31 protein-coding genes and 1 pseudogene are annotated in these 26,432 nt (G+C 48.9%); 2 read left to right on the top strand and 30 right to left on the bottom strand.

Annotated features, from left to right (window positions below; genetic code table 11):
* Positions 1-24 precede the first annotated feature (24 nt).
* The 7 genes and pseudogenes from arsC to ACYQ2N_RS06460 all read right to left on the bottom strand — a co-directional run bounded on the left by arsC (position 25) and on the right by ACYQ2N_RS06460 (position 3,884).
* A complete protein-coding gene (gene arsC, locus ACYQ2N_RS06430; RefSeq protein WP_459998275.1) occupies positions 25-441 on the bottom strand; it encodes an arsenate reductase (thioredoxin) in 417 nt (138 codons plus the stop codon).
* A gap of 68 nt (positions 442-509) precedes the next feature.
* The gene (gene arsB / locus ACYQ2N_RS06435) at positions 510-1,589 is read right to left on the bottom strand and encodes an ACR3 family arsenite efflux transporter (protein ID WP_459998276.1); all 1,080 of its coding nucleotides are present in this window, start codon (positions 1,587-1,589) and stop codon (positions 510-512) included.
* A 66-nt stretch (positions 1,590-1,655) separates the two neighbouring features.
* Complete coding sequence (locus tag ACYQ2N_RS06440; RefSeq protein WP_459998277.1) at positions 1,656-1,979, bottom strand: ArsR/SmtB family transcription factor; 324 nt, start codon at positions 1,977-1,979, stop codon at positions 1,656-1,658.
* Between the two features lie 190 nt (positions 1,980-2,169).
* A complete protein-coding gene (locus tag ACYQ2N_RS06445) occupies positions 2,170-2,613 on the bottom strand; it encodes an aminotransferase class V-fold PLP-dependent enzyme (RefSeq protein WP_459998278.1) in 444 nt (147 codons plus the stop codon).
* 268 nt (positions 2,614-2,881) lie between these two features.
* Positions 2,882-3,037 (bottom strand): annotated as a pseudogene (locus ACYQ2N_RS23120) (twin-arginine translocase TatA/TatE family subunit); the annotation flags it as partial.
* Between the two features lie 143 nt (positions 3,038-3,180).
* Complete coding sequence (locus tag ACYQ2N_RS06455; protein ID WP_459998280.1) at positions 3,181-3,435, bottom strand: hypothetical protein; 255 nt, start codon at positions 3,433-3,435, stop codon at positions 3,181-3,183.
* Between the two features lie 50 nt (positions 3,436-3,485).
* A complete protein-coding gene (locus ACYQ2N_RS06460) occupies positions 3,486-3,884 on the bottom strand; it encodes a helix-turn-helix transcriptional regulator (RefSeq protein ID WP_459998282.1) in 399 nt (132 codons plus the stop codon).
* 276 nt (positions 3,885-4,160) lie between these two features.
* Here ACYQ2N_RS06460 and ACYQ2N_RS06465 point away from each other — a divergent pair, with 276 nt between their 5' ends.
* Together ACYQ2N_RS06465 and ACYQ2N_RS06470 are read left to right on the top strand one after the other, a co-directional pair.
* Positions 4,161-4,640, top strand: a complete 480-nt coding sequence (locus tag ACYQ2N_RS06465; RefSeq protein ID WP_459998284.1) for a permease — start codon at positions 4,161-4,163, stop codon at positions 4,638-4,640.
* A gap of 13 nt (positions 4,641-4,653) precedes the next feature.
* Positions 4,654-5,214, top strand: a complete 561-nt coding sequence (locus tag ACYQ2N_RS06470) for a permease (RefSeq protein WP_459998285.1) — start codon at positions 4,654-4,656, stop codon at positions 5,212-5,214.
* A 323-nt stretch (positions 5,215-5,537) separates the two neighbouring features.
* Here the strand turns inward: ACYQ2N_RS06470 and ACYQ2N_RS06475 are convergent, their stop codons facing one another.
* From ACYQ2N_RS06475 to ACYQ2N_RS06585, 23 genes are all read right to left on the bottom strand, one after another.
* A complete protein-coding gene (locus tag ACYQ2N_RS06475) occupies positions 5,538-5,990 on the bottom strand; it encodes a DUF1097 domain-containing protein (RefSeq protein WP_459998287.1) in 453 nt (150 codons plus the stop codon).
* Positions 5,991-6,043: 53 nt separating this feature from the next.
* Positions 6,044-7,147, bottom strand: coding sequence for a glycerol dehydrogenase (locus tag ACYQ2N_RS06480; RefSeq protein WP_459998289.1), 1,104 nt, complete (start codon positions 7,145-7,147; stop codon positions 6,044-6,046).
* Between the two features lie 91 nt (positions 7,148-7,238).
* Positions 7,239-7,787, bottom strand: a complete 549-nt coding sequence (locus ACYQ2N_RS06485) for a BMC domain-containing protein (RefSeq protein ID WP_459998291.1) — start codon at positions 7,785-7,787, stop codon at positions 7,239-7,241.
* Positions 7,788-7,800: 13 nt separating this feature from the next.
* Positions 7,801-9,120, bottom strand: a complete 1,320-nt coding sequence (locus ACYQ2N_RS06490) for a 4Fe-4S dicluster domain-containing protein (RefSeq protein WP_459998292.1) — start codon at positions 9,118-9,120, stop codon at positions 7,801-7,803.
* A gap of 18 nt (positions 9,121-9,138) precedes the next feature.
* Positions 9,139-10,581 (bottom strand): aldehyde dehydrogenase family protein, encoded by a 1,443-nt coding sequence (locus ACYQ2N_RS06495; protein ID WP_459998294.1) that lies wholly within the window; start codon positions 10,579-10,581, stop codon positions 9,139-9,141.
* Positions 10,582-10,592: 11 nt separating this feature from the next.
* Positions 10,593-11,603: a cob(I)yrinic acid a,c-diamide adenosyltransferase gene (locus ACYQ2N_RS06500; RefSeq protein ID WP_459998295.1), complete on the bottom strand. Its 1,011-nt coding sequence runs from the start codon at positions 11,601-11,603 to the stop codon at positions 10,593-10,595.
* 2 nt (positions 11,604-11,605) lie between these two features.
* Positions 11,606-11,917: a EutN/CcmL family microcompartment protein gene (locus ACYQ2N_RS06505; RefSeq protein WP_459998296.1), complete on the bottom strand. Its 312-nt coding sequence runs from the start codon at positions 11,915-11,917 to the stop codon at positions 11,606-11,608.
* Positions 11,918-11,950: 33 nt separating this feature from the next.
* Positions 11,951-12,775, bottom strand: a complete 825-nt coding sequence (locus ACYQ2N_RS06510) for a flavoprotein (protein WP_459998297.1) — start codon at positions 12,773-12,775, stop codon at positions 11,951-11,953.
* 15 nt (positions 12,776-12,790) lie between these two features.
* Positions 12,791-13,612, bottom strand: coding sequence for an ethanolamine utilization protein EutJ (gene eutJ / locus ACYQ2N_RS06515; protein WP_459998299.1), 822 nt, complete (start codon positions 13,610-13,612; stop codon positions 12,791-12,793).
* Positions 13,605-14,282: a phosphate propanoyltransferase gene (locus ACYQ2N_RS06520; protein ID WP_459998300.1), complete on the bottom strand. Its 678-nt coding sequence runs from the start codon at positions 14,280-14,282 to the stop codon at positions 13,605-13,607. The genes eutJ and ACYQ2N_RS06520 overlap by 8 nt, the downstream gene beginning before the upstream one ends.
* Before the next feature lie 62 nt (positions 14,283-14,344).
* On the bottom strand, positions 14,345-14,623 hold the full coding sequence (eutM, locus tag ACYQ2N_RS06525; RefSeq protein ID WP_459998302.1) for an ethanolamine utilization microcompartment protein EutM: 279 nt from the start codon (positions 14,621-14,623) through the stop codon (positions 14,345-14,347).
* A gap of 144 nt (positions 14,624-14,767) precedes the next feature.
* The gene (locus ACYQ2N_RS06530) at positions 14,768-15,226 is read right to left on the bottom strand and encodes a BMC domain-containing protein (RefSeq protein WP_459998304.1); all 459 of its coding nucleotides are present in this window, start codon (positions 15,224-15,226) and stop codon (positions 14,768-14,770) included.
* Positions 15,227-15,251: 25 nt separating this feature from the next.
* A complete protein-coding gene (locus ACYQ2N_RS06535; RefSeq protein ID WP_459998306.1) occupies positions 15,252-15,635 on the bottom strand; it encodes a glycerol dehydratase reactivase beta/small subunit family protein in 384 nt (127 codons plus the stop codon).
* A gap of 1 nt (position 15,636) precedes the next feature.
* Positions 15,637-17,454: a diol dehydratase reactivase subunit alpha gene (locus ACYQ2N_RS06540; protein WP_459998307.1), complete on the bottom strand. Its 1,818-nt coding sequence runs from the start codon at positions 17,452-17,454 to the stop codon at positions 15,637-15,639.
* A gap of 24 nt (positions 17,455-17,478) precedes the next feature.
* Entirely contained in the window at positions 17,479-18,006 is a 528-nt protein-coding gene (locus tag ACYQ2N_RS06545; RefSeq protein WP_459998308.1) for a diol dehydratase small subunit, read from the bottom strand.
* Positions 18,007-18,023: 17 nt separating this feature from the next.
* Positions 18,024-18,710 (bottom strand): propanediol/glycerol family dehydratase medium subunit, encoded by a 687-nt coding sequence (locus tag ACYQ2N_RS06550; RefSeq protein WP_459998309.1) that lies wholly within the window; start codon positions 18,708-18,710, stop codon positions 18,024-18,026.
* A 19-nt stretch (positions 18,711-18,729) separates the two neighbouring features.
* Positions 18,730-20,397, bottom strand: coding sequence for a propanediol/glycerol family dehydratase large subunit (locus ACYQ2N_RS06555; RefSeq protein ID WP_459998311.1), 1,668 nt, complete (start codon positions 20,395-20,397; stop codon positions 18,730-18,732).
* Positions 20,398-20,423: 26 nt separating this feature from the next.
* The gene (pduB, locus tag ACYQ2N_RS06560) at positions 20,424-21,212 is read right to left on the bottom strand and encodes a propanediol utilization microcompartment protein PduB (protein ID WP_459998312.1); all 789 of its coding nucleotides are present in this window, start codon (positions 21,210-21,212) and stop codon (positions 20,424-20,426) included.
* A gap of 18 nt (positions 21,213-21,230) precedes the next feature.
* Entirely contained in the window at positions 21,231-21,512 is a 282-nt protein-coding gene (gene pduA, locus ACYQ2N_RS06565) for a propanediol utilization microcompartment protein PduA (protein ID WP_459998313.1), read from the bottom strand.
* A gap of 145 nt (positions 21,513-21,657) precedes the next feature.
* Complete coding sequence (locus tag ACYQ2N_RS06570) at positions 21,658-22,911, bottom strand: sensor histidine kinase (protein WP_459998315.1); 1,254 nt, start codon at positions 22,909-22,911, stop codon at positions 21,658-21,660.
* Between the two features lie 5 nt (positions 22,912-22,916).
* Positions 22,917-24,134, bottom strand: coding sequence for an acetate/propionate family kinase (locus ACYQ2N_RS06575; RefSeq protein WP_459998316.1), 1,218 nt, complete (start codon positions 24,132-24,134; stop codon positions 22,917-22,919).
* A 183-nt stretch (positions 24,135-24,317) separates the two neighbouring features.
* On the bottom strand, positions 24,318-25,085 hold the full coding sequence (locus ACYQ2N_RS06580) for a response regulator transcription factor (RefSeq protein ID WP_459998317.1): 768 nt from the start codon (positions 25,083-25,085) through the stop codon (positions 24,318-24,320).
* A 14-nt stretch (positions 25,086-25,099) separates the two neighbouring features.
* A complete protein-coding gene (locus ACYQ2N_RS06585; protein ID WP_459998319.1) occupies positions 25,100-26,338 on the bottom strand; it encodes a sensor histidine kinase in 1,239 nt (412 codons plus the stop codon).
* Between the last annotated feature and the right edge of the window lie 94 nt (positions 26,339-26,432).

The raw sequence follows: 26,432 nt of genomic DNA on the forward strand, positions 1-26,432 counted from the left end.
CTAGATCAAAATTTCCGGCCTTGATCAGGTTCCCTGGGCCAATTTTTTGATTCTTTGTTCAATTTCATCGCATACTTCTCTGAACACCTGTGTGATTTCTTCTTCGCTCCCGCTGGCCTTGGCCGGGTCCCTCAGTTCCCAATGCTCCTTTCGCACATGAGGCGGGGTGGCAGGGCAGGTATCGTAAGCATCGCCGCACAGGGTAATAACGTAATCAGCTTTGTTCAGTAGTTCCAGATCGATCACTTCCGACTTCTGTCCGGAAATATCTATCCTTTTTTCCGCCATTACCTCCACTGACCTAGGGTTTAGGCCATGGGCCTCGATGCCGCCGCTGTAGACCTTATACTTGTGGCTCAGGTATTTCTTGCCGAATCCTTCCGCCATTTGACTGCGGCAGGAATTGCCGGTGCAGATAAAGTAGATGATTTTTTTGTCCACTGGGATTCTCCTTTGTACTGTTGAGTTATTTTTCTGGCTTATAAAAGCTCTGCTATATCTCTGAGTTCTTACCCGCGCAGCGCTTCCCCGTTCTTGCCGAAGTACTTGCCTCCCATTTTCAGGGCCACGTTAACCAAACCAATCATCACAGGCACCTCAATCAACGGCCCGATCACTGCGGCAAAGGCTTGGCCGGAGTTTATCCCAAATACCGCCACCGCTACCGCGATCGCCAGTTCGAAGTTATTGCTGGCTGCGGTAAAGGCCAGGGTGACTGTCTGGCTATAAGGAATCCCCAGTCGCCAACCCATGAAAAAAGAGACAAAAAACATGATTAAGAAATAAGCAACTAAAGGAATCGCTATCCGCACCACGTCCATAGGTAAAGACACGATATATTGCCCTTTAAGGGAAAACATAATCACGATTGTAAAAAGAAGGGCTATTAAGGCCAAAGGGCTGATTTTCGGTACAAACTTCTGCTCATACCACTCCCTGCCCAGCCGCGGCAGAAGAATAAGGCGCGTAAGCAAACCAGCGAAGAATGGAATACCCAAGTACACCAAAACGCTCTTTGCAATTTCCCAAATGCTCAGATCAAGCTTCACTGTACCCGCGGTGAGTCCCAGCCAGAACGGCAGCACGGAAATAAAGATATAAGCATAGATCGAGTAGAAGATGACCTGGAAAATGGAGTTTAACGCCACCATTGCTGCTGCATACTCTGAATCCCCTTTGGCCAGGCTGTTCCACACGATGACCATGGCAATACAGCGCGCGAGTCCGATCATAATTAAACCGGCCATGTACTCGGGATAATTATGAAGAAAGATAATAGCCAAGACAAACATGATAATCGGACCAATTATCCAGTTCTGGACCAGAGACAGTGTCATGACCCGGGTGTTTTTTACAACCAACCCCATTTCTTCGTATTTAACTTTGGCTAAGGGCGGATACATCATGACAATAAGACCGATAGCAATCGGTATGTTGGTGGTGCCGCTTTGGAAAGTGTTAAGCCAGGTGGCTACTCCAGGGAACACATACCCAATCCCGATTCCTACAGCCATCGCCAAAAAGATCCACAAAGTCAAATAGCGGTCCAGCCAGGACAGCTTGCGGCTAACAGGCGTTTCAACACTCATACGCTAAACCTCCTTACATTGTTATCACACTAACTTTTCCACAAAACTTATCAAGGAAAATCCAACTTACGCCCTACACCCCTTTGCTGCCGCCAAGCGCTCCAGGTCTGCGGAAACTGTTGGCAAGTGCGGCAGGAACAAGAAAAGAAGCGGATGCTGGTTGTTTAAGGAATAGTAGACCCATTGGCCGCCCTTGCGCTCCTTGACAAACTCCGCCTGCTTGAGCCTCCGCAAGTGTTGAGAAACTCCCGGCTGGCTGATTTCCAAAATCTCAGTCAAATCACACACGCATAACTCGCGCTCACGCAATAGCCCGAGAATACGGAGACGGGTTTTGTCAGCCAAAACCTTAAACTGCTCCGCTGTTTGTTCCAAAGACTCAATATTCATTCGTACACCTCCTTATGGTTAAGTATATAAATATATTATTATATATTTTATCTCATGGCAAGAGTCGTTTGCTTAAGATTAGTATTTTCTTTAGGTTCACCAATATTTCATAAGTTGCTCATGGAAACTTCAGACAGCAAGAGCACCTTTAGTTAAAGATGCCCTTGCTGTCTATATAAATGCCCCGGCCTCAGATTTTCACAGCCGCCTCGCGCACAACGGCAAGCGCTTCATCAATTTCTTCCTCAGAAACAATAGAAGCTTTCTTCTCCGCTTCCAAACCGCCATACACTGTTACCCCAGGAATCCGCAAGAGCCCATCAATCAGGCGTTGGCAGAGAATTTGTTCTCTCTCTCCTACCCTTTCGACACCGTGTTCCAGCAAATACCGAGCCCCGGCCCCCAATCCGGCAATTCCTACCCCGTTCAGAGTGCCGCTTTCCAAGCGGTCCGGCAGAAAATCCGGTTGTTCATCTTTTTCCGAGAGGCTTCCCGTTCCCCCGTAGATCAGAGGCTTAAGCTCGATATTGGGACCTATGATAAGGCCGCCTGTCCCCTGCGGCCCCAGCAACCCCTTGTGGCCGGGAAACGCCAGCATGTCAATCGGCATTTTCCGTAAATCTAGCTCAAACACACCGTTCGGAAGGCTGTTTGAGCGCTAACTCCGCTCCGATGAGATCGGAAACAACCACAGACTTAACCTTTTTCCTTGTCAGCATTTGGCGAACCCGCATGGTGCAGCGTTTAGGGCAGCCGTCTACAGTGATAACCGAATATGCCTCCAGAAAAGCACGGGCCTCCTCTTCCCAGGAAAAGAATAATGGTGAACACAAGGTAACGGTTATTCCCGGCCTAATACTCTCCAACACCCGGCGGGTAGCCAGACGCGAAGCAGACATCCGTTCTTCAGGCTCACCGTCTGTCGCCGTCTTAAATTCCTTGATTCCCCGACCCATAGCCTTGCCCAGTTCCGGGAGCTTTCCCGGTCCAAAAATAATCAGAGCAATAACTAATACTATCACCATTGTTGTCGGGCTTAAAAAACCAAATGTAATCATTGTTATGGAGCAACACTTGGGAATTATAGCCGAGGAGATTATAGAGAGCCGAAACTTGATTCGCACTCTGACCATCCTCGCTTACAATTACCAGTATCTTATTGCCCAGGATTTGCTTTAAGTTTTCTAACTTCATGGTTTCACTATAAGGAATAATTGATTGCAGTTGGGATATGGCCTTTGGCATAGACGATGTCCTCAACAGCTGTTTTGCCTGTGGCAAGTTGAGGAAGTTCATGCACCCCCGTCAACTTGTTGTCCGTGGTCTCCACCGACAAAGCGGCCTTGGCTTTCGGCAGAGCCTGGGTTGCCAGTACTTCCGGTTTGCTCGTCCAGTCAGCCATGCCGTAAGTCATAGATACCGCATCATATCCCATAAAATTGAACATTGTTGCCACATAGGCCGCACCCGTTCCGGTATAGCAGTATGAGACAATCTTCTAACCTATTATTCCTGATCCTTTTTTACAATCTCTTCATAGCGTTCTAAGAAGTCTTCAATTGATGCTTTGCGCTGCTTCATATCAAAAGCCCAGGCATGAAGCATGGTTATTCCCTCTTGAGTAATGGCATAGATTCTCTTAGCCGGTCCGGCTGCGCCCGTTTCCCAGTGAGATTCCACAAAACCCTCATTTTCTAAACGGCGCAAATGCCGGTAGACTGCCCCCGCATCTGGTGCTCCTGCATAGAACCGGAAACGGCTTAGCCGTTCCATTAATTCATATCCATGGGAAGGCTGTTCGACCAAGCTTAAAAGCAAAGTCGGCTGGATGAATCGTTGATGTTTACCTCCGGGTTGGCAATTGGATTCATGATTCTCGTCATGACAAGAGTGGTTTTTACGCATAATTTCTGATTCCCCTCGCTTAGAAATCGTGTTAGGCCTACGTTTGTCAGTGTTGTTCGTGCCTAGAAGGAGTTTCCGAGGCAATTTTATTTTTACGATTGACACTTGCCCATCCAAGGTCTAAAATTCTACTAACATCTATATGTTATAATCATCTATATGATATGTCAAACAATATATGGGGGGGTGGTCTGACAAAACATGATCGTGATTTTCACGAACGACCTATGACTAAGTTTACCTATAAAAAAACGCATAGAGTATGGAGTGTGACTAATGTTTAACATTGCCCTATTTTCCTTATCCTTCGTTTTCTTAGGGCTATCTTACTTAAAAAGCCCGCTTAAAACTAAGAAAGCCTTGAAAATTGCCTGGAATTCTTTTGTGCGCATCATGCCGATGATGTTGGGTGTTATCGGACTAATTGGGATTATGCTCACGCTGATGTCCCCTGAAACGATCGGCCTTGTTTTTAACAATAAAAGCTGGTGGTCAACAAGCTTGGCTGCGCTGATTGGCTCCATCACCTTGATCCCTGCCTTTATTGCTTTTCCGCTGGCAGCGTCTCTCTTGCGGGAAGGGGCTGGGGTCATGCCGATTGCAGCTTTTGTCACTACTTTGACCATGGTAGGAATAATAACTGCCCCCATGGAAATAAGCATTTTCGGTCATCGCTATACGCTTTTACGCAATGCCTTAAGTTTTGCAACCGCCATAGTCATAGCTTATATTATGGCCTTAATCCTGGTACAGTAAGGAGAGTATGAAAATGATGCCTAATCCGAGCAAACAAAAAAAGACCCTATGGCAAAGTCTAAGACCCTACATGTTAGTGATGGCCGTGATTCTTGCGGATTTAACGATGATGCTAAGCAATCGTCAGCTAGGATACTCTTCTCTCAGCATCTCCGCTGACTACTTGTTCGAGATGCTGACATTCATTCCCCCCATTTTCATCTTGATGGGACTCTTGGACGTTTGGGTTCCGCGAGAACTGGTCGAGAAAAATGTGGGACCAAACTCAGGTTGGCGCGGCATAATCATCTCAATCTTGGTCGGAACGGCAGCGGCCGGACCATTGTATGCAGCCTTTCCCTTAGCAGCCACATTGTGGCGCAAAGGAGCAAAAGTAGCAAACATCATGATATTCTTAAATACGTGGGCAGCGATTAAAATCCCCATGATTACGGTTGAGCTTAAATATCTGGGTTGGCGCTTTGCACTTTTGAGGCTGATTCTTACCCTGCCTGCTATTATCATCATAGGCTATTTAGTGGAGAAGTGGGGCAAAAATAGGCAATTGCCGAGTACTCAGTCTGAGATTGCTTAAATAATAGCTATTTAGGACTTACCTTTGTAGTGACTTATCAGCTAGGCAAGAAGAATGGTTATTGACATAATCTAAATAGTAGGCTTATTTTGTTGTAGGTATTACTGTATTTGCTCGTTTATCAGATGAGACAAATTTTCTAATGCTCGCGCAACATGCTCTACCTCGTTGACCATAGCTGAAATTTCTGTCATAAATTCATTGTGTGAAGTCAATTAGGTCTTTCAGTTCGAATTCGCGGTTCATCTGCACTCCCTCCACATCACTAAGTAAGGCTGCCGACAGTTAAGTCAACAGCCTCTTTGCATCTTAACAGGGATTCATTAAGCAGCCTTCTTTTCCTGGGTATTTTTTGCGAGGTTAGGTAACACCGCTGAAACGTAACCCAGAAGGATGCCCAGAACAAACGGAATGGTGGCAGCCACAATATCTCCATTTGCTCCAAAATACACGGCACATCCCGCAAAAGCAGCCGGAGCAAATGCAAAGACCCGTGTTGACATGACCATGACCATAATAAATGCGATAACAGCGACTCCTACCGCAAGGAACAAGGAACCCCCATTAAATAGAGGCATAGCTTTTAGCACCAAAAATCCCAGAACGATCCCTAATAATCCCGGTGCTAAACTCTTGCCAATGGCTTTGGAATCCCCGCCGCCGGCAAAAAAGAGTGCCCAGCCGACAAAAGCCGGCCATGTGAGAAAACTAGCGATTCCGGAAACGAAAGTCCAAATTCCTGCTAGACCCCCAATACTGAGTGCAAGTGGAAACATATTTATTACCTCCCTTGATAATTTTGTCACCCGCCAAGTCTTAATGGGGGTGGTTATCTAGCCAGAAACTGTGTGCCGAGTGCATCCGCAGCTAAAATAGCATTGTACACGTTCTGTGGATTAACCGGAACATGCATATTGTAGATCGTTTCCCCTTCGGCACACGCCAGTTCGGCGACTTTACGGATCTTAGCTTCCGTAATTTCTTGAACCCCGATTTGTTGCAGGTTAACCGGAAGACCTACCGCGACACAAAATTCTAAGACTTCGTTCAGTTCGGTGGTTGTCCGGCTTTCCATCACCATTTGCACGAGAGCACCAAAAGCAACTTTTTCCCCGTGATAATAGGGGTGAGTCTCTTCGAGCGCTGTCAGACCGTTATGAATCGCGTGGGCAGCGGCCAAACCCGCACTCTCGAAGCCAAGCCCGCTGAGCAAAGTATTGGCTTCGACGATTTTTTCCACATCGGATGAAGGGACATTTTTTTCTACAGCCAACTTTGCCCTTAGGCCATGTTCGATGAGCAGGGTATAGCAGAGCTTGGCCAAGGCCTGGGCTGCTTCACTGGAGTTGCCTCCCGGCATGTTAATGGCATTGGATTTGTAGCATGCTTCTGCTTCAAACCAGGTGGCCAAGGCATCACCCATTCCCGAAACCAGCAGCCGTGCCGGGGCATTCGCCACAATTTCCGTGTCCACAAGGACTAAATCCGGATTTTTGGGCAGCACCAAATAACTTTCGAAGACCCCTTCTGGCGTGTAAACAACCGAAAGAGCACTACAAGGGGCGTCCGTCGCAGCGATTGTGGGCACAATCACAATAGGAAGCCGCATATAGTGAGCTACCGCTTTGGCGGTATCAGCAGGTTTGCCGCCGCCAACGCCCATGATAAAGTTAACACCGAAGTTCTCGCCAAGGCCTTTGAGACGGTTGACCTCTTGCATGCAGCACTCCCCGTTAAACCTCTCGAAGGTGGCACTCATGCCTTGTTCGCGAAGGCTTTCTTCGATATCCGTCTTGGCAACGGCCATAGCGCTCTTGCTACAGACGACCAAGGCTTTGTCCCCTAAAGCCAAATTCTTGACTTGTTCACCGATTTGACGAATGGCTCCGGGACCTTGCACATAACGACTGGGCGAGATCATGATCTTTGACATAACTACAACCTCCTAAAATATTTTGCTTTATTTGTACCCCATTAACAGAACTGGAAACGTCCTTTCGAGAGATGTTTAGCCGTTTCCCGATTCAGTTAATTGCGGTTAACAAATCTTTGTGAGGTGATGCGATAAATTCTGCTCCGGCATAAACTCCGTCTTCTTTAATGCGGGCCACAGCGGACTCAACGCTGGCTTGAACTGCACTGACCTCCCCGGTAAGCAAGACAAGACTTTTACCGCCCATCCCGTGAGCCAAACGCACTTCGAGCAAGTCCACGTTGGCTGCCTTGACCGCAACATCCGCTGCCACGATTCCTGAAGCCACGGTAAAGGTTTCAATGATCCCAAGTGAACGAATCTTATCAATATGCGTCGTACCCGAGAGGGCGGGCAAAACAGCCTTATGAACATTGGGCAAAACAAACTCGTCGATGAGTTGTTCCGCTGCCATTGCTTTCCCTGCGCCTAGAGCACTTTTGACCGCTCCAACATCACCGCTGATCAAGGCAATGTATTTTCCAGGGCAAATTGGCATGGATTGTAGAAGTTCAACATTTGCAGCCTTTAGCATTTCATCAGCGACCAAAATTCCGCGGGCTATGCTTTTTATCTCTAACATTCCTATAGCTGCCTTCATCCGGCCCACCCCCTTAATTCTCGATCACAATCATATTCTGGGTGATTTGAACCACCCTCCCATCGATAGAAGCATGAAGAGGAACTCCTAAAGCATCTTCCTTGATCTGGGCAATCAAATCACCACTTTGAACCTGATCGCCTTCTTTAACAAGAGGTTGGGCAGAAGAGCCTATGTGCTGCTTGAGTAACAGTTCCACCCGCCGTGGCGAAAAACGATCTGTGGCAAGCGATGCCGGCACGTTGTAGTTTTCCAGACCCAGCCTGCTCACCAGGCGTTTAATCGGGACTTTTGTAAAATCCCTGTTTTCATGAGTCTGAGGTGTTTTATTTACCAGCGGATTTTTAACCCCGGCTGCCATCAGTTGCTTCTTTAACTCCCCGTTCACCCGATTAGGAGACAATCCCATATCACAACCAACGGTTTCGCACGCACCGCATTGGCAGCACAAGAAGGCCCGTACGACATCCCCGGCTAACGCTTCTACGCCTTGACCATAGGCACGCATGACTTTATGAGGTTCCATACGGTGTCCTAGCTGATACCTGGGACAAACATTGGTACATTTGTTGCATTGGCAGCACACGGCACGCGACCGCAACAAGGCAGTGGATAATGAAGCTTGTTTGTTGATCACTAAGCTGTGGTCCGACGGTAAAACGATCAATCCTTTGGTCGTTTTCGTAATCGGTTTTGCGGGATCAACCAAAGAACCCATCATCGGTCCGCCTTCAATCACGCTGTAGTCACCAGGCAAAGGCCCGGCCACATTGATAAGTTCCTGAATCGGTGTTCCCAAGGCTGCCTTAAGGGTTACCGGGCTTTCAACGGCCCCAGTGATCGTAACATACTTATCAATGACAGGTTTTCCTTCCAAGGCCAGTCCGATGTTGAGTAAGGTTTCGACATTCGTAACAACTGCACCGACTTGTACAGGAATTCCGCCTTCCGGAACAACTCTGCCGATCGTTTCGTATAATAGAACCTGCTCGTCCCCTGCCGGATAAAAATCATCAATTAGCTTAATCTCTAAGAGCGGAAATTCTCCCACCTCTTGCAGGAGGGCAACGACAGCGCCTTTATATTTTGCTTTCAGGGCGAAAACTCCACGCCGGGCGCCGGACATTTCCACAAGTTTCTGTAAGGTTCGGCAAAGATCAAGCGCGTAGCGCTCCATCAGTTGTTGATCCACTCTTAACAAAGGTTCACATTCAGCACCATTCACCACGATAAATTCCACCTGGGTATCCAGCTTTTTATAAGTTGGGAAGCCGGCACCGCCGGCACCCACCACCCCAGCGGAACGTATCGCTTGAATTTCTTCTTTGGCCACGGTTTTCACCTTCCGCTCTTAAACAATTGAGAAACCGTCAACTAGGACACAGCGGCGGCTGCGGGTAAAGCTCCTCGCGGAAGTTAGGCCTTCCCCGGTAGGGCCCGCAATGGTAAAGGTTGTGTATCCTTCCCCGCCGATGCCGATGCCCGCATAGGATGGGCCATTCTTAACAAAGATCGTTGTCTCCACAGCCCTGGCGAAGGCCGTAAGATTGTCAATGTTTTGCGAGTGCATGATGGCCGTGTGCCGGTTTCCATGCTCAACTTTACACCCCAAAGCAATCGCTTTCTCGACATTAGGAACCCGGACGATGGGTAAAATGGGCATCATCAATTCTTCTAACACGAAGGGGTGGTCCTCCGGGACTTCACAGATAATCAGCTTCGTTGACGCAGGAATTTCGCGGCCAATATCTTTCATCAAACGCGCTGCGTCTTTACCGACAAATTTCTTATTGACGCCGTAAACACGCTGCGGTTTGACCGTACAGCCCTCGGCCATCACTTTATCTTCGCTCGTCAACACAAGTTTTACTAAAGCATCCACCTCATTTGAGGTAGCCAAATAAGCACCGTTTTGGCGCATATAAGCAATAAGCTGATTGGCCACGTAGTCGACAACGATGGCTTCTTTTTCGGCGATGCAAGGTAAATTATTATCAAAAGAAGCTCCGGCGACAATGCTTTTAGCCGCTTTTTCCAAGTCAGCCGTTTCATCAACAACCACCGGCGGGTTCCCTGCACCTGCTCCGATAGCTTTTTTGCCGGAAGAAAGCACGGTTTTAACAATGCCTGGGCCACCGGTTGCGGCTAATAAGTTGACGCCGGGGTGCTCCATCAGCTTTTGCGTATTTTCCAAAGTAGGGTTGGCAACGGCTGTGAGCAGGTTCTTAGGGCCGCCTGCCTGAACGATGGCTTCACTAAGAATTTCAACGGTGCGCAAAGAGGCTGATTTCGCCCCCGGATGTACGCTAAAGACCACAGCGTTTCCGGCCGCCACCATGCTAATGCTATTATTGATCACCGTAGCAATCGGATTGGTCGAGGGAGTAATGGAACCAATCACGCCAAAGGGTGCCATTTCGACCAGAGTCAAGCCCCGATCTCCCGTCATTGCTGCCGGTTTCAAGTCTTCCGTACCGGGAGTCTTGGTCGCTGCGATTTTGTTCTTGAGGGTTTTATCTTCGACTCTTCCCATCCCGGTTTCAGAAACCGCTAAGCGTGCAAGTTCCTCCGCATGAAGTACGGCGGCTTCCCGCATGGCGGTTAAAAATTTTTCCCGTTTCTCCAGCCTGTGGCCAATGAGCTCTTTTTGAGCCGTCTTTGCGGCTTTCACCGCTGCTTCGACACTGGAAAACAAGACTTGTTCTTCTTTTTGTTGCTCCGTTTGGCCACGGTTAACGACTTTTTGCAGTACTTCCTGAACGATTTGTTCTAAGAATTGCGCTTCTACAGCCATCTCAATCCCCCCTAGTCTTTAGCCAGCGCACTCACGGCGGCCTGTGCCACCGTCATGTCCTCGGCCACGCTTCCCCCGCTCACTCCGACCGCACCACATAAGACACCCTCTTTGTAAATCGGATACCCGCCTCCGAATATGACAATTCGTCCGCCGTTGGTTGCTGAGATGCCAAACAACTCCTGCTGAGGTTCGGCTTGCGGTTTTAATTCGTGCGTAGGCATCTGCAGCGCTAAGGCCGTATAGGCCTTATTAATGGCGATGTCGATGCTCGCCAGCAAGGAACCGTCCATGCGCTGAAAGGATTTCAGATTTCCACCTGAATCGACAAAAGCGATGACCATCGGCACTCCAATAGCAACGGCAGCCTTGACGGATTCGTTCGTCGCTTTTAGTACTTCCGCTAAAGATAAATCCACATGCATTTCCTCCTTTCCAAATTGGCAATGAAAATTGATCCTTCCCAGTTCGTGCAGTTGACGGATGACAACATCCTTGAGATATTGTTTGATTTCTCTTCTGGCCACGACCCGCGCCAAAATAAATAACAGATCAGACAATCGGTTTACAAAGGCTATGATTTCAGGTCTAATCGCTTCGTATTCTGCGAGGAGTGTTAAAAGTCTCTCCATTCTCCTCACAACGGTCCGGCAGACATCAAGCCGGGCAGCTCCCACACATTCCCCAGGGGTTATAAATCCATGCAGTTGCCCAACTTCGGGAGTAAAATGATCGATATATCCCTCTATCCGTTCAACATCGGCCTGGCCAATACGCTTGGCTAACGTCTTAGTGTGACCGGCGGTGGCTAACTCGGCGGCCAGCACAAATAGATCCTGCTGAATTGAGAAAATGGTTTCGACGATGTCGGAGTCAGAAATCTCACTCTTGGCTAAACCCAGAAATGAATTCACTTCATCAATGGTTCCATAAGTGTCAACCCTGATATCTGATTTCTTAACCCGTTCCCCGCTAAACAGAGAAGTCTCCCCCCGATCCCCTTTTCTCGTATAAACTTTCATCATCACACCTCACCACTGATGATGCGCAAGTTTTCAGTTTGGAGAAGTTGCTCATCAACCTCTAGATCATCAATAATGCCAACGATCGCGCAGTCAACCGGGGAATCTTTGGCTGCACTCCGGCTGGCCGTGCTGCCCTTCACATAGAGAACGGTCTCACCAACGCCGGCACCGACTGAATCCACAGCGACCAGTGGGTAATCGGCTCGCCCTGAATGGAAACTTAAGGGCACGATCAGGAGCAGCTTCGACCCAATTAAACGAACATCTTTGCTGGTAGAAACAACCGTTCCGACTACTTTTCCGATGTACACCGGCCCACACCCCTATTCCAACCGTCTTGTGTGCTAAGAAGAGATGCGAATATTGTGTTCGGAAGCCGTTTCTTTCGCCAGAGGAGTCACAACCCCTTTGGCCACAATCTCGCGATAACATAATCCGACTGCCCTCAGCACTTTCTCCCGAGTCAGTGCACCTTCGACGACTAAGGGCTTCAGCGGGTCACTCGCTGACATCGCATTTGCAACCGTTGGATTAATCGGATCCCGTCCAACTGCCTGCAAGACCGCCGGCAGAAGATAATCTGCATCCACAAGCTGTATCCCATAGGAGGATAGTTTCTCAAGGTGCGACAAGCAAACCTCGCTCTGGGATTTTGATTTGAAAGCAAACCCTAATTTCGACAACTCTGCTGAATTCGGATTCGCTGCATTCGACACGGCCACTACGGGTTTGTTCTGGAGCAAAGCCCAAGCTGTAAGCTGAGTGATGAGGGTATCCTGAATCCCTAAGGCAAGCTTGGCCACCGTATTCATCGTCAACGTCGGCAAGATTATCGCTGCCGAACGTTTAATCATTTCCAGGGGATTCGGCCTTTCACTGACGTCTTTCTCCTCATACAGCGAGCTCGCACTGCGTCCGCCAAACACGCTTCGGAGTTCCTGGGAATCAAACATATTCTTAGCCGCCTCTGAAAGAACAGGGTTTAAGCGTAAGCCGCGATTGCGCATTTCACGCAACTTATAGCTAACCTTTGGCCAGATAGAATGTCCGGCAGTAATCAGAACCAGAACTTCCTCCCCGGAATGGGTGTCATTATCTGTCAAGCGTTCATCTTTTAATTGAGCAATCACCTCAGCAGTGATTAAACGCACTAAATCTTTAAGTTCCATTGAATCCGCCTCCAGTTAGCGACAGTGTCTAGCGATTCCTAAAGGAGTGACAAGGAGGGGATTGTAAGGTTTGAAAACCGGTATCCCCAAAAACTTACTGACTACCTTTTCAAACCCTTCCAAACAAACGGTGCCGCCGACAAGGTACACACTTTCGACCTTTTGGCCGGCAAGATGGTGTTGGATGATGCTGGCTACCTTTTCAATGACCGGCACGATGACCGGAAAAACATCCTTATACTGGGCAGGGTCGCGCTTTTTCAGTTCCGCTTCCTCGAAGTCGATTTTATAGGCACCGGCCAACACTAAGCTAAAATGCGTCCCCCCGGTGGGTTCATCCGCCACATAGACGACTTTGCCTTGGTCAAGTACAGAAATCCCGGTGGTTCCACCGCCAACGTCAACCACTGCACCACTTTGAATCCCAAGCACCGTGGCTGCGGCCGTTGGTTCATCGACAACCTGGTTGACCTCGAGCCCAACAGCCTGAACCACATTAATGATGGCCTTCACGTCCCCTGCCAGAGTTCCAGGAGGAATCGCCACCGCCGCGGTTTCCAAAGAACGTCCTAAACGCTCTTCGAGTTGAGTGATCAGACTGCGCACGATCTGAATGGCTCCCAGGAAATCCACCACCAGGCCGTCTTTGACCACGCGCCCTTCTTGCATAGCTCCTGCTAAAGGCCGTTTGTTTTCATCGAGTACGGTCACAACGATATTTGCGGTTCCCAGGTCGACCCCAACGTACAATTTGCCTGAGTAATCTTCCGGCACAGGCTGCCGGATTTTACGCTCCATTTCTGCGATGGTTGCATTGGCTTGTTCCAAACTAAACATAGTTTTCCGTTCCCCTGCTCATCCCGATGACTCGAACCGAGTCCCGGTTGTTTAGATCGGCTGCATTCCCTTCTTCAAGATCAATATGCATCTCAAGCTCAAAGTCCTTATGCACTCTGACCAGAACGTTGCGGAATACCACCCCGCGAAGACCCTGAACCTCCACATCAACTTTGTCGCCATCAGATACTCCAAACATTTCAGCATCGCGCGGACTCATGTGAATATGACGTCGGGCGACGATGACCCCGTTTTCAAGGGTCACCGCCCCCTGAGGGCCTACGAGAACTAACCCCGGTGTCCCCTCATGATCCCCTGAATCTCTCACAGGTGGTTGGATCCCCAAAGCATAACCATCCGCCCTAGAGATCTCAACCTGGGTCTTGCGGCGCACTGGTCCCAAAATCCGGACTTTTTCGATGGTGCCTTTCGGCCCGGCAAGGATCACCGTCTCTTTAGCAGCAAATTGTCCTGGCTGAAGTTCTTTCATTCTAGTCATTTCGTATCCGGCTCCAAACAAAAGATCAACGTCCTGGCGGGATAGGTGCACATGGCGGTTGGAGACCCCGATCGGTACTTCCGGATGATGTGCGCACCCGTAGGATACCCCAGCCAGTTGTTCTAAAATAGCTTCCGTAACTTGATGAACCAGTTGCTCTGAATCAAACATGTTCTACCCTCACCTTTAGACAATAATCAAGATCCCGGACACAGTAAGCTAGCCGAGAGGAATTAAACGAGTTTCGGCAGGATTTTTTCCACATCCGTATGCGGCCTAGGGATGATATGAACGGATACCAGTTCTCCGACTTTCTCAGCTGCTGCCGCACCGGCGTCTGTGGCTGCCTTGGTCGCACCCACATCTCCCCGGACCATCACCGTCACTAATCCGGAACCAATTTTCTCATAGCCTACAAGAGTCACATTTGCGGCTTTTACCATGGCATCTGCGGCTTCAATCGCCCCAACCAATCCCTTTGTTTCAACCATGCCCAAAGCTTCACCTTTCATTGCGCGTTGCCTCCTTTTAATTCAGGTATTCAAAATTCAGTAGTCAGTAGGGATTTCTTGCATCCTTTTGAGGTTTAAAACCCTTGATTGAACCCTAAAATTATTCTGTCTCCTGTCTCCTGATTCCTGACTACTTACTTTTTGCTACTTCCCGTTCTCCGGCTCCACTGACTTCGGTTTTCTTTTCGTGCTCCGTGTTTCATATTTCTTCGGTGGTGGTTGTACCTGTTCTGTCTGTTGTGCTTGCACTTGTTCAGTCTGCTGTACTTGTTCCGGTTCTTTCTCTGGTGGTTTCTCCTCTTCGCTTACCGCAGGGCTGACCTGAGCTTCAGCTAAAACCATGGATGTGATTCCCGATGCCGGGCGCGGGATGATATGAACAGCCCATAACCCGTGAACCCTTTTGGCTTCAGCTCCCCCGGCTTCAATAGCAGCCTTGACTGCCGCTACATCTCCAATGAGCTTGACAGTGACCAAGCCACCCCCTTTGGTCAATTCATACCCCAATAGCCGGACATTCGCCGCTTTTGCAGCTGTGTCTGCTGCGGCTATGGCCGCCGGTAGCCCTATTGCTTCGATTAGCCCAAGGGCTTCTCCTGTCATGGTCATCCTCCTTCAGCACTGTCCATCAAACGTTCATCGGCGTTTCGTCTTTAAACGGCACTCCTTTGACCAGTCGGGCCGCATTAGCTCCAAGTCTTCGCGCATTCACGGCCGTTGCCTGAGTACCTTCACAGTAGAAGAGTGGTTCGGTGTGTCCCAAACGATGAAAATGAATAGATATCGAGCCTTGAACATCTATTCCTACCCCGACACCCAATTGTGACCACTCTGCTCCCTCGCGGGATAGTCTGCTTGAGCTTTCGTTTTCAACCTCCAGCTCCTTCCACGGAACCCCCTCTTCTTCCATGCCGGCTTTCAAAGCCTTGAGACAACTATCCTGCTGACTCAACTGCCGGGCACGGCAAAGAGCGATAACCGGTTTACGTTCCAGGTCTTCAGCTTGGCTCAATTCAACCACCTTCACCTTCGATGGACAGTACAAGCCCTGTGGCCACAGCATTGCGTGGGCCTTGCGAGCCCCTGATGTTGCCACGCCCTGCGACAACGGCATAGTCTGCCAGTCGATCGGCGACCATCCCAGGGATCTCAAAATCTACAGCCGACCCCCCGACCATGACGACGAACTCGATACCCCGAATATTTCCCAAAGGTGCGACCCGTTGTAAGGCACGGAGAGCATTTGTGACAAATACCCGTTCTTTGGCTTCTCTGCGTACCATGCGAATTTTTTCCAGGGAATGTTTGGTCGGAATAGGCTCCATGGAGCCATCGTCTTTGAGCGTGACCACCCTGGCAAAGATCCGGGGATCCAACGGCCGGTCAAAGAAACGGACGCTTCCGTCTTCCGTGCGCAAGTGATAGAGGGATTCCACTTTAGCGAGTGGGTATTTCTTAATCTCTTCGGCAAGATTTAAGTCATCAAGACCGAGTTCAGAGCTAATCAGCATCGTTACCATGTCCCCCGCCCCTGCCAAATGAACTGAAAATATCTTTCCTTCACGATTGATAATTGCCGCATCGGTGGAGCCTCCACCCATGTCCAAAATCGCCAAGGGTTTGTCGGTTCCCGGAGTGGTCAAAGCACCTTGAATCGCCATTTCTGCTTCCACACCGGCAATTTTGACCGATATACCCAACTCGTTTTCCAATTTGGCTGCAATGGCCTTCATTTGAAGCTGGTTGGTTTTGACCATGGCGGCCAGACCCACGGCATTTTCCAAAGCAAACTCCCCGGCCAGACCTCCTTGAACTTTCTGCGGAATGTAGGTATCAACGGCCAAGACATCCTGTATTTTCATGCTGTGGACGGGCTGGTTTGTCAGATCACTCATCACATGACGAATTTTTTCCATCATGCCGCCGACATTCGTGCCGGGTTCCCCCCGGACATCGTCGAGGTTGCCGGCCGCTTCAATCACAGCCCGCACCTTTTCCGCCCCGAGTTGGATGTCAACTTCAAGCTTCTGCCGGTCTCCGAATACAGCCAATTTACCTGCAGGAATCCGTCTGGCTTTGACATCACCTTGGGGGGTTTTGATGACGACAGCGGAACGATTGCCAACAAGCGCCCTGGCCACAGGGACAACAAGTTTGGTTTGTTCAGGGGTGAGAGAGAACACGGACGCTATTCCATAGGGATCGGATAGAACCCGGATGCTGCTCCCCGGTTCGGCAACTTCGACCGCGGTCAGCATTCCGAGAGGAATTTTATCAATATAATCCACTTCGTCAAGGATAGGAAGCTTTCGGTTCAGCCGGTTGCTGACGAGCACTCCGTCATCCCGTTTTAGAATCACGCCTTGAATATCCAGACCACGCCCAAGCTCTCGGTTCAACTGCTGTGCGACTTCTTCGAAGTCTAGATTGTCAGCGACCAAAACGATGATGGGAGTCCCTTTGGAACAAGTACGCAATTCTTCAATCCGAACGGTAAGTCCCGTTCCCAGACCAACCCCTCCCGGTGTCGAAGGATTATGCCCAATCATGGTGGATTCTGTAATAATGGTTTCCGTGATCGTTTCCATAGCCACGTCACCGATAACCGGAGTCGCTTCATTTAACCGGATTTGGCCGATCTCTTTCAGATCAATGTCCAAAGCCGATGCGGTGTCTCGCAGAGCTTTGATAATTCCCACCACATTATCAACAGTCCCTTTGATACCCGTCGTTTTAGTCCAGCCGCTGCCCAGGAACTTCACTTCATGTTCGTAGTCTGCGATCGCCACTTCCGTCGTTGAATTCCCTACATCCACTCCGGCGATTTTCATTGTTCTGTTCCTCGTTCCAACGAACTATTTACGGAGGCGGTTCCGTTTTTCGTAAACATCTGCTGCTTGACGGACAAAGGCTGCATTGATTTGAGCATTGTACGTGTGTTCCAATTCATCGGCAATGGCCATAAGCTCAGGCTTTGTTGAACGATACGGCCGTATGGCATTGTAAATTTCCAAAACCCGCTGATCGGGAATAGCGGTCAACTCCGCAGCCCGGCGAAGATTGTGGGCAAACTGAGTACGATTCACTTGCTCCGCGATTTGGGCCTGCATATTCAAGGTCTCAGACGTAATCCGCACATCTTCAGCCTGAATCTTGTCACTGATCGCATCTTGCAGCGTAATTTCGTTCAAGCCTTTGCCCGTTGGCGTTTGCACAAGATCCGGGCGTTTTTTTCCTAAGGGATAGTCCGCAACCGTCACCGTCTTGGCCTGAGATGAAGCCCTTCTCTTATTACCGGAAACGGGTTGGGTCGTTTCTTTCAACAAATCTTGCAGGATTTCCCGCACCATGTTCTCTACATCCGCAGGATTCAAGTTCACCATATGATTCACTCCTTCCGTTAAAACGCTTTTAACTCTTCCGCTGCCCCGTCAGGAACGATGAATTCCGTCTCTTTGATATGCAATACCGCTGCCTTGGCTTGGTACTTCGGACGAGCCATTTGATCATTGAGCGTTGGAACGGGATCAGGAGACTCCCCTTTCACATAAAGGGCCGCGTTTTTCCCGATCTGACGATAGGTTTCCAGCGTAAGAAGCGGAGATTGTGGAAAAAGTTCTAAGTTATTCAAAGGAAGCAAGTCTTTCTGATGAATCACCGTTGTTCCCCGTGATTGAATCCCAATACCGATTCCCGACCCGCTTAATTTGGCCGCGTCCAGTCCGATGTAAGAGAGGTCGGACGTCCGTTTAATCCGAATCACCCGCGCCGATATTCCTTCTTCCTCGATCCCGGCAATCAGTTCACGCAGAACTTGGGTGTGAGGGATATTGACGATCGTCTTATTCTGGCCGAGCCCGAAGGCAGGGGCAACCCCGATCACGACTTCATCGGCTTTCACGCCGGCGCGGGCAGGACCCAACACCTCGAAGGATTTGACAGCCAGAGGCGAAGAGTATACCCCCATTGGTGCCTTACAAGCTGAATCGCTGGCACAGCCACTATCTGAAGCACTCTGCGAACTTTCGCCCATTTCATTAATGACCTGGGCAATAATACTCTTTAACATATCCTCATCGATTTGCACGCAAAACACCTCCTCACATCTAAATGTCAAGTTTATCTGCACTGATAGCCCGTGCAATGTTCTTGATTTCATTCCAACGTTCGGCACTCATGCGATATCCCGTTCCAGGGCCTTGGTAATCATTGGGGTCATTGACCGCACTTAAGACATTAAAAGATTTATCAAAAATGGCCGAGGTGTGCAGATAGTCCCCGGATACCCGTTGTTTTAAGAGTTGGAGCAAATTCTCAGCGACATCGTTAAAACCGTTCTTCGCCAAGGCCTTTACGACATCTATGCCTGTGACTTTGCTTTTCATAATATCCTCAGCTGCTTTCAGATCATCGACAACTTTCCGTTTAATTACGTCTTTGCTGCCATGGGCATAGGTTACCGCTTCGACTTCTTCGTCTGTGATCTGAGGCAATCCAAGTTCTCTAAATACTGCTTGCAGGGCCTTGGCCGCCTTATGGCGCAGGGCGACGATATCCTCTTCTTTGACCGGACGCAGCCCGCCGTCAACCATTAAGTCCCTTTGCAGCAAAAGGTAGTCATCTAAGTCCTCACAATCGAAGTTAGACCCGGCAAACATGTTGTCGTAGTTGGGCACAGCACTGTAGCCGGAGAAAATAAAGTCCGTTCCCGGAAGCATTTGCATGAGCATGCGAGCCGTTCGCCGAATATCGGAATGCGAAAATGTTTGATCGTTTCCTGAAGCGACCTCTAAGTCCAACATCGTTGTGATCAGATTTTCTGCGAGTACGGCCCGAATTCCGGAAGGAACCGCCCCAGGGATCCCGATACAACTGATAGAACCGTTCTGCAATCCCTGAACACCTGCACCTTTGGTAATCATGATGCAGCGGGTCTCCAAATACAGCATCGATTTTCCTTCTGCATAACCCATCTGCACCTCTGAGCCCGTGCCGGAAGTATAGCGCATTTTCAAACCCCGGGAAGCATAGGCTGAGGCCAGGAAACCTTTAGACCAAGGGGTGTCATCCCCATCAACAAAAACCTGCTCGGTACCGTAAACGGAAACCGTTTCGGCATAACTCGTGAGTCCTTTCATACCGAGCATCAGTTCTGTTGCTTCCTCGACGGCACACTGGGTGATGACTCCTCCACGCCCCGTTTGGGAACCCACCAAAATCGAGAGGGCATTTAACGGAGCATAGCGGACGACAGCCACCGTTGTTTCCATTTCGTCAAATCCGCGGGCTGCGGCTTCAGCGGCATCTGCCGCTAACAGCACCGGATTATCCTGTAAATTCGTAACATGGCATTGATTGGACGGAGTTTTACGGGCCCGCATTTTCTGAAGGGCCATCATCATTTCAACAACATTAAGATGCTGAACCACGTCAACGATTTTGGCCGGTGTCATGGCGCGAGCCAAGCGAACGATCTCTTGGCGCGCACAGTTCGGATCAACCAATCGCCGTGCAAGTTCTAAGGAATCGATGGCCATCACTTCTTCGGCACAGGTCACATCGATTGCATAATTGGCAATGAACTCGTCAATCATGTCGAATTCTTCCCGGCGTTTGCCATCGAGTTCTACAATAATCCTGTCTTTCACCACGATACTAGGAACCGGGTCATTGGGGGAATTCATGGCAATCAAGCCAACTTCAGGCCATTCCTGAACCAAGCCATCCTGGTTGACGGGTCTCTTTTCCAGTATTTCAAAGCGTTTTGACCGCATTCGGTTTTACCTCCTTACCGCAGGTCTTAAATGTAGGGCTCAGTAGTCGACGGAGCAGGTCCACCCATTGCTTCCAAGAGTTTGATCCCCACTTCGCGCGCTGCAATGATCGCTTGACGGACCGCACCCGAATCCCCACAAAACGTCAGAATGGATTCGTTGGTGTGACTGGTTGTGGACGGGCTGGAATAGGAGATGACCTTAATTTCTGCCGCTTTAACCGCAGCATCGCAGAGGAGAACCCCGATCGCCGCCGGAGCACCGACTAACAGACCAAAAGCTTGGCCGACCGGTGCCCCAAAAGCCTTCTCCAGGGCAAAGCTGGCTCTCGCCGTATATTGAAACTCAATATGTCCAACCTCATTCGCATAGACATCCCCAAACGTGCGGTTGAGTTCTTTCAGAGCAACCTCCACAGCGCGGCGGGCGTCGGACACTTCTTCTGCGCCAAAGATGATGAGAGAACCGTGGCCTGCTCCTCCCTTAGTGTCACGCGGAAGTTCGATGGAGACAATTTCCGTATTCGTGGCCTTCACTGCTTCATCTGCGGCCATGATTTGGGGTCCCGCCCCCGTACGGCCACCGATAATTCCGATGGAGCGATATTTCTTATCAAAGCCCATTTTCTCATGAAGTTCGCCGTCGACATTAGCAATCACTAAACCAATGGTGTCTCCGATGGCCGTACCCACAAATTCGGTCATCCTGCAAACTTGCTTTGGGCTCTCGACTTTCTTCACAGGTGCCGGGGCCATGTCCTGAGACATCTTCTTCATCACTTCGCCGAGGACTTTTTCTACTAATTGCTCATTCATGAGCAGTTGCACCTCCTATTAAACATCGATTTTGGGCAGAAGCTTTTCGACATCCGTATGGGGCCGGGGAATGACATGAACCGACACAACTTGCCCGACCTTTTGGGCACTGGCTGCTCCGGCATCCGTCGCTGCCTTAACCGCACCCACATCCCCTCTAACCATTACGGTCACTAGACCAGAACCGATCTTCTCATACCCAATCAGCGTTACGTTGGCAGCCTTGGACATTGCATCTGCTGCTTCAATCGCGCCCACTAATCCCTTGGTTTCTACCATTCCTAAAGCTTCGTATGACATATAAGTCACCTCCCTTTTTTCAAGCCAATGTTACTGCCTTCTACCCTATTAATTCGCTCTTAAATAAAAACATCTTCTGGAAAATTCACAGTATCATCTGGACTGAACGGACCAGCGAATCTTGTGCTATCTGGACAAATATGACCTATTCTACGGCTTTCTCATGCTCTGATCTAAATTTCAAGGTTACTCGCGTGCCCTGATGAGGTTCACTCCAAATGGCATAGGAGAACCTAGACCCATAACAATTTTGCATACGGGCCATAACGTTCGACAAACCTAGCCCCGAGCTATTCCTCAATCCGTTTTTTGCACCAAGATTCTGTTGAATCTCCTGAAGCCGTTCAGGAGAAATTCCTACTCCATCGTCCTCGACAATGATCCACGTCTCGTCATTGATTTGAGAAACGATAATTGTGACAACGCCGCCATCAATTTGAGGTTCCAATCCATGAACTAACGCGTTCTCAACCAGCGGTTGTAACGTCATAATCGGGAGTTGAAAACCCTTGGCCCGTTGCGAAATTCTCAAATGACTCTTCAATCGATGATCGAAACGGAACTTTTGAATTTTAAGATATTCCTCAACATGTGCTATTTCATCTTCCAAGGAAACCTCTTGGCCCGTATTACTCATGAGATAGCGCAACAGGCGAGACAATGCATAAGTCACTTGTTCCGCTTGCTTGGCACCTTCCATCATCGCTAATCTGACAATCGTATTTAGAGTATTGAAGAGAAAGTGTGGATCGACCTGTGACTGCAAAGCCTTAAGTTCCATTGCTTTGAGATCGTGTTCAAGCTGAATACGGGCAGCTTCTTGGCGCATAAGATTGAGGTTCTGTTCATGGAGAAGTCTTAGATTCAAAGAAGTTAAGCCAATACTGACGATATACTGGGCCATAATTTGGAGCAGCCCGGCCTCAGAGCGGAGCCTCTCGGGAGAAATAACAACGATGTCTTCAAAAATGTCATCACCCTTGAGTGAGTCCAGGCCCAGTGTTCTCAGGTGCTGACTAAGGGTCTGTTTCCATGCGGGAGTTGCTTCCTGCAGCAAGACTTGACCACAGAGAACCGAGCCCAAATATTCACCGTCGACAACAATGGGGGCCGCTTGGTCATATAGTTCGGCATGGCATTGAGCCATAACGGCTTCCCCAGTCTTATTAGCAGCGATACCAAGGGCCGCATCACATCTTTGACAATGCGCCATCCCTTGCGGAGTAGATCGCATCAGCTTACACAGGGCCGTAAAACGGCTGGGTCGTGTCAGAGCGTTTCCTTCTTTGTCCGCAATCACCACTGCCAAACCTGTGGCATCCGCAAATTTGTCCTGAACTTCCTGTAAAACACCGATGTCAATAATGTGCGTCAACTGTTTGCCTAAGTGGGGTGTCATAGTATTTAGCGCTCCAAGTTTGTGAGTGTTTGCTGCGTGAGGGCAAAAGTGTCCATCGCAATCATTAATTCTTCATTGGTGGGAACCACCAGAACTCGACAACGGCTATCCTCCGTCGAAATGTCTGCCTCTTGTCCACGGACAAGATTCTTTTCCAAGTCGAGTTCTAGGCCCAAGTAGCTTAGTTGGTTACAAATGGCTTGACGCATCGTCGGGGAATTTTCGCCGAGGCCTGCTGTAAAAATCAAAGCATCTGCGCCATCTAAAACAGCGGCTGAGGAGCCAATGTATTTCTGTACCGAATGGACGAAAACATCGAGAGCGATGCGCGCCCGGTAGTTCCCGCGTTCAGCTTCGGTCTCAATGTCTCTGAAATCGCTGCTCACACCGGATAACCCCAGAACACCGCACTTTTTATTCAAGTATTCATTGACTTCGCCCGTGCTCAAACCGTATTTTTGCATAAGATAGGGAACGATGGCCGGATCCAAGGTTCCGCAGCGGGTGCCCATGACCAAGCCATCCAAGGGCGTGAAACCCATGGATGTCTCCCGCGATTTCCCCCCCTCAATGGCCGTGACAGAAGCTCCATTGCCCAAATGACAGGTGATGAGTTTAAGGCTTTCCACCGGCCTCCCCATGATAGCCGCAGCCCGTATGCTCACATATTTATGAGACGTACCATGGAAACCATATTTTCGCAGCTTGTCCTGTTCATAGAGTTCATATGGAAGACCATAGAGATAGGCGCTCGCCGGCAGCGATTGATGGAAGGCTGTGTCAAACACGGCCACCTGCGGCACCCCCGGCATCCATCTTAGACAAGCATAAATTCCCGCTAGGTTGGCTGGGTTGTGCAAAGGGGCTAGCCCGGAGCATTTTTCCAAGGCGGCAAGATTCTCTTCGCTCAGTACCACCGAGTGGGTGAACATCTCTCCCCCATGTGCCACCCGGTGCCCGACGGCCTTTATCTGATCTAGCCCCTGGATCAGACCGATCGTCGGATCGATCAGGGTCTTTAAAACTAAACCAACCGCATCGGAATGGTTCGGGATCGAAACCGATGTCACGACAGGTTGGTGGCCGGTTGGAGCATGGGTAAGCACAGCGTCCTTTAAGCCGATGCGCTCGATTAGACCTTTTCCCAATAAAGTTTGCGAGGACATGTCCAACAATTGATACTTGACGGAAGAACTGCCACAGTTAAGAACTAAAACCAACATGAATTTTCCTCCCCATGATCTCATCTTTCAAACCCTTATTTATTTCGCTTTTCCCGCCCGGAGTCTTCTGGAATATTTGAGTATAAACCTGGATTCATTTGACTGCTAAACAAATGAAATAGAGCTTAGTTCGTCAAAGACAAACTAAGCTCTATTTGAGATTTCAGGAACCTGCCATTGATTTTATGCATGTTCGGAACTTTTGGCATAGTCACTCGGGGACATTCCGACTTCCTTGCTAAAGACCCGACTAAAATAATTAGGATCTTTGTAGCCTACGCTATAGGCAACGGTGGATACGGGAAATTGCTGTTCCAGAAGCCTTTTAGCATGTTCCAGGCGTCTGGTGGTCACATACTCCACAAAGGTTACTCCCGTTTCCTTCTTAAAAAGGCGGCTAAAGTATTGGGCATTAAGATAGACCAGCTTCGTCACGCCTTCTAAGGTAATATTCTTATCCAAATTCTTTTCAATAAACTCTTGAGCAATTTTGACCACATTCCCCGCCTTATCAAGTTCTTTCATGTTTTTCCAAGTATCCAGCGGGTATTCCTGGGCTCGGGAAGTGTTTGATCGGGAGGAACGCCTGTCAATAAACCTGCGGCAGACGTTCATGATGACCTCAGGGCTAACAGGTTTTAAGAGATAATCAAAAGCCCCGATTTTAAGTCCTTTTTGAGCATATTCAAATTGATCATAAGCAGTGAGAAAGACAACTTCACAGCCTGAATCATGCGAAAGAATCGCTTCAGCCGCTTCTAATCCATCCATACCCGGCATTTTGATATCGAGAAAGACAAGATCGGGATGTTGTTCTTGGGCTTTGTCCACTGCTTCTGCTCCATGTCCCGCCTCTCCGATACATTGAAACGGCATCCCCAAGCTCGTAATAATTAGCTGAATAGCCTGACGTTCAAGATGCTCATCATCAACCACTAAATACTTATACATATTTGTAACCTTCTTTAAAGATAAAAATTTAAAATAACCTTCGTACCCTGGCCTAAGCGACTAGTAATTTCATAAGAAAAATTCCCGTCAAAAAACTGTTTGAGACGTGCAACCACGTTGCCTAAACCGATTCCGGTGGTATGGCTGTTTCCGGTTCTCTTCGCAGGAAGTTCACTGATTTCTTGCAGTCGCTCGGGGGACATCCCTACACCGTCATCTTCTATTATAATTTGATATCCCCGGCCAATTTCCTGTGCTGTAATTTGGAGCGTTCCGCCTTCCACCTTCGATTCCAAGCCATGAATCAGGGCATTTTCAACAATGGGTTGAAGTGTCATTAAGGGCAAGCGAAATTGGCTGGCACCTTCAGATATATTGATAGAGCTTTTAAGGCGCTCCCCATAGCGAAATTCCTGAATAACAAGATACTCTTTGATATGGGCCACTTCATCTTCTAAAGTAACGGACTGATCAATCCGTCTCAGAATGTAACGGAGAAGGTGGGACAGCGCGTAAGAGACTTTCATGGTCTGCTCAGCACCCTCCAGCATCGCCAACCTTACAATCGTATTGAGTGTGTTAAATAAAAAGTGAGGATTGACCTGTGACTGTAAAGCTTTCAACTCCATGCTCTTGAGGTCGCGTTCTAATTGCATCCGGGCGGCTTCTTCTCGCATTAAACTCAGATGCTTTTCGTGTAAAAGTTTTTGATCCAGACTGGCAACTCCGATGCTCACAATATATTGAGCCATAATGTGCAATAGGTCCGCTGAGGCCCGAAAACGTTCAGGGGTAGTCACGGTGATTTGTTGAACTAGATTCGTCAGCACATCATCGTCCACATCGACATTCAAATCGTGTAAATATGCGGCCAAATTTCTTTTCCATGAATCATCCGGCTCCTTCATCAGAACCTGGCCGCAAAGAACCGATCCCAAGTAAACTTCATTCACTACGATCGGTGCGGCCAAATCGTAGAGGCCGGCGTGGCACGGTGCCATCATCGGCTCATCGATTTCATGACCTTTCGCACCTAAAACAGCATCGCTGAATTGGCATTGCAAATGCCCTTTTGAAGCAGAGCGAATCAGTTGACAAAGATTTGAAAAGCAGCTGGGTTTAGTCAACGAGTTCCCTTCCTTATCAGCTATGACCACGCCCAAACCCGTTGCTGTGGCAAATTTGTCTTGAACTTCTTGAAGAACCCTGACGTCGATAATTTCGGTTAAACTGTTCAAATCAATATCAAACAAATTAACCACTTCCTATTAGTTCAAAATAGTACAACCCAAATACATTTTAGCACATGTTATCTAGGCAGCACAATTTATTAGAATTTTTTCTTTG

The sequence above is a fragment of the Paradesulfitobacterium aromaticivorans genome (assembly GCF_054657415.1).